Origin of the sequence: Chryseobacterium kimseyorum (genome assembly GCF_025971945.1) — a bacterium.
Taxonomy (GTDB): domain Bacteria; phylum Bacteroidota; class Bacteroidia; order Flavobacteriales; family Weeksellaceae; genus Chryseobacterium; species Chryseobacterium kimseyorum.
Genome location: NZ_JAPDHW010000039.1, coordinates 1 through 3,554, shown reverse-complemented (window position 1 = coordinate 3,554; position 3,554 = coordinate 1). Strand labels below are relative to the sequence as shown.

The following is a 3,554-nucleotide window of genomic DNA, read 5'->3' as shown; positions in this document are numbered from 1 at the left end:
GGGGCGATATCTAAGTATCAAAGAAACGTCTGTCTTTATCCTGCTGCTTTTGCTCTTTTGGTTAATTTTTTTAACCAAGTTATTAATCTATTTTGCTTCATGCAAACTTACCATAGAAACGACATCCTTTTTTGTGGCGGACTTCTCCCGAAAATTCGGGATGAGTCCGCCGCAAAAAAGATATAGCGGAAAGCGGGATTAAGCTCCTAAAAAAAACGCTCATCATTGATGACCCATAATAAAAGACCAACCCCGAAAGGCTGGCCTCATTCAAAATTATTTATCTACCTCTACATATTTACAATGAAAACATTTGTGTATCGGATATCCATCTAACGTGAAAAATATTGTATTATTTGAAAAGATTTAAAATATTTTTTCAACATCAAAAATCCTACTGACAAACTGTTGTCATAATCACCTCTTACCTTTGTCTTAACATTAACAAACAAAACAATACGTTATGACAACTACAGCAACAGCAACTACACAGTTTATCTCCTCAGCACAGCTTTTGGAGCATTGGCAGGGACACAGAAACTTGACAAGAAGAGTCATTGAAATGTTTCCTGAAAAGGACTTATTCGAGTTTTCAATTGGCGGCATGAGACCCTTTGCAAAGTTAGCGGTTGAATTAATCAGCATTGCCGGACCTGCTTTAAAAGGAATCGTTGAAGGGCAAATGGAAGAATTTTCTGAGGAAGCTTTTCAGCCGAAAACGAAGGAAGAAATTTTAGCAAAATGGGATTCTGAAACGGAAGTGATCAATCAGTATTTCAATCAGATTTCAGAAGAAAGATTTCAGGAAACTTTCAACTTATTCGGTCAGTACGAATTTCCGGTGTACCAGAATATTCTGTATTTCGTGGATAATGAAGTGCACCACCGTGGACAGGGATTTGTTTATCTGAGAGCGTTGGGAATTGAGCCGCCTTTCTTTTGGGAGAGATTCAGCATTTAAAATCAAACTAAAAAAAAAGCTTTCGGAATTCTTCTGAAAGCTTTTTAGTTAAAAGTCTATATTATCGTCACTTCGAGTAGATTTTGAAAAAACCGTATCGAGAAGTTTTTGTTTTTGCGTTTCAGTCTCTATATTTTGTCAGCGGTTCACTGGTTCTCGATACATTTTTCTACGCTGCGCTGCGAAAAATACTCGACCTGACGAGTTAAAAAATCTAATCTGGTAAAACAGATTGAAAAAATTTTCTGATATTTTCTTTCAGTTTAATAAAAATCTCAGAAGTTCCAAATTCTTTATTGTCATAGCCAATAGGAAAACCTTTTTCAACATATTCGCTGTTTTTATTTAAAGTTAAAATCTGAAAATCTTTGTTAACTTCACCTAATTGATCTGTATGAATGTCTAAAAATTTCACCTGAGCATTTTTAGAAAAATCAAGCTTTTTAAGATCAATGGTTTTTACTTCTTTTTTAAGGTCAGAACGAAAGGTCAGACTCATATTTTTAACATCAATCACCGTTTGCCATTCTCCTGCATGAATTGAATTTAAAATATTCCAGGCGTAGGCAACTGGCTTCTGGTCATATCTGTAGTTTTGTAATAGGTAATACGCGCGGTTGTAACGGTCTTCCCATTTTTCCTGCTGTGCAAAATCAAACTTCTGATTCCCACCCAAAAAATCGAATTTCTGAGCAGTTTGAAAATCTTTTGTGTACTGATTGTTGCATAAAAGTGGCATCGACATTTCTTTATCAGTAAGCACTTTGTATTTTCCGTCAAGCAAAGCGATGGTTGCCGAGTTCCCTTTGGCATCAGTGACAAAAAAGTGACTTCCCGCTGCGTTGGGCCACCAGTCGATATTTGGACCGTCATTCAGATGATCTACGACTTCTTTTACCGTTTTATAATGATCTAACTGATACTGAATCCATTGTGCCCAAAACATATTCGGCTGTTTCGGATTAAAAACTTTTGAGGTTTCTTCAAGATACAGTTCAACAAGGAATAGTCCTTTTTCATTGACTCCATAACACGGAAAATCATATCCTAAAAGATTGAAAGTGACTGAACCGTATTTTGAAGTCCATTGTTTTTTTGAATCTACATGGTAGGTCGTCAGATTTTCCCAGCTGATATTTCTTTTCTGAACATTGCGTTTGTTGACAACAATCATTCCGGGCATTGTTTTCCAGTTTTCATTAAAACCGACCACGCAGTAATCTTTTCCTTTCAGTAAAAATGCTGAACAGGCAAAGACAACAGAGGAGTAAGTAATTGTAAACAACAGTAAGCTTCGTAAAAATAAGGTCTTCATTTATTTAAAATCTTTTGCAATCTTGGTAATTAAATTGTTCATTTTGGTCTTCAATAATTCCGGTTCTAAAATCGTGGCGTAGTCTGCGAAAGTGATCAGCCAGCGCGGAAATCCTTCATCAATCCATTCTGTTTCGAAGGTCATTTCGATACCCTGTTCAGTTTCTTTTTCTTCGATTAATCCGTAGTAACTTTTGGAATTGATTAAATATCCCATGATTTTTTTATCGACCAGCAGTTTTATCTTGGTAACCGTTTTTGAGGCTACTCTTCGGTGATCATTGATCTTTCCGTATTCCTGTGAAAAGGAGATTTCTGTTTTTGAAATTTTTAAAATCCTGTCGACTCTGAACTGTCTGAAATCTTTTCTCAGTGTACAGAAAGCCATAATGTACCAGTAGGTGAACTCGTAAAAAATTCCAATGGCTTCGATCGTCCGGTTTGAAACCTGTCCGTCAACACTTTGATATTCAATCGAAAGTTGTTTTTTCTCGGCAATACTTTCTAAAATAATAGGAATAACGTTTTTGATAGAATCGTCAGATTTCGGACTGTAATCAAAAATATCAATCTGATTTTCAATATTCTGAATTAAATTTTTATCCGAATGTCGCAAGACGGAACGAAGCTTTTCCATTGCTGTTTTATAATGGTTCCCCAAACTTTCATGTGAAAATTTCTGCATCAGTTTTTCAGCAGTAATAAAGCTTAAAACTTCTTCTTTTGTAAACATCACCGGTGGAAGTTTGTAGCCTTCCATCAGAGAATAACCGCTTCCCGCTTCACCCACAATCGGAATTCCTGCGTTTTCCAAAGTTTTTACATCACGGTAAATTGTTCTTACGCTCACTTCAAATTTTTCGGCCAAATCCTGAGCTCGTACAATCGGTTTTGACTGTAGTTGGGTAAGAATGGCAGTGACGCGGTCGAGTTTTTTGAGATAATGGTCGTTCATTATTTTGCAAATGTAATCTGTAAGTTTTTAAACGCAAAGATTTATTTTTTTGTGCGAGATCTTAAGGAGCAAAGGGTAATCAATAAATTGATTTAAGCTATTTTTTCAAGATAAGCCGACTTGTAGAAATTTTTGCTGCATAAAAATGGGCTGCTTTTAATTAAACTTTACGTTAATAATGCAAGTGAAAATTCGCTAAGCTAACTTCAAATTTTTCGGCCAAATCCTGAGCTCGTACAATCGGTTTTGACTGTAGTTGGGTAAGAATGGCAGTGACGCGGTCGAGTTTTTTGAGATAATGGTCGTTCATTATTTTGCAAATGT

4 protein-coding genes are annotated in these 3,554 nt (G+C 36.0%); 2 read left to right on the top strand and 2 right to left on the bottom strand.

Annotation, left to right across the window (positions count from 1 at the left end):
• A partial coding sequence (locus tag OMO38_RS20200; protein WP_264751981.1) for a hypothetical protein occupies window positions 1–202 on the top strand: 202 nt, incomplete at its 5' end.
• Between the two features lie 261 nt (window positions 203–463).
• On the top strand, window positions 464–961 hold the full coding sequence (locus OMO38_RS20195; protein WP_264751980.1) for a DinB family protein: 498 nt from the start codon (window positions 464–466) through the stop codon (window positions 959–961).
• 214 nt (window positions 962–1,175) lie between these two features.
• Here the strand turns inward: OMO38_RS20195 and OMO38_RS20190 are convergent, their stop codons facing one another.
• Window positions 1,176–2,276, bottom strand: a complete 1,101-nt coding sequence (locus OMO38_RS20190; RefSeq protein ID WP_264751979.1) for a linear amide C-N hydrolase — start codon at window positions 2,274–2,276, stop codon at window positions 1,176–1,178.
• Window positions 2,277–3,230, bottom strand: coding sequence for a helix-turn-helix transcriptional regulator (locus tag OMO38_RS20185; RefSeq protein ID WP_264751978.1), 954 nt, complete (start codon window positions 3,228–3,230; stop codon window positions 2,277–2,279). It abuts the gene before it with no gap.
• Window positions 3,231–3,554 lie beyond the last annotated feature (324 nt).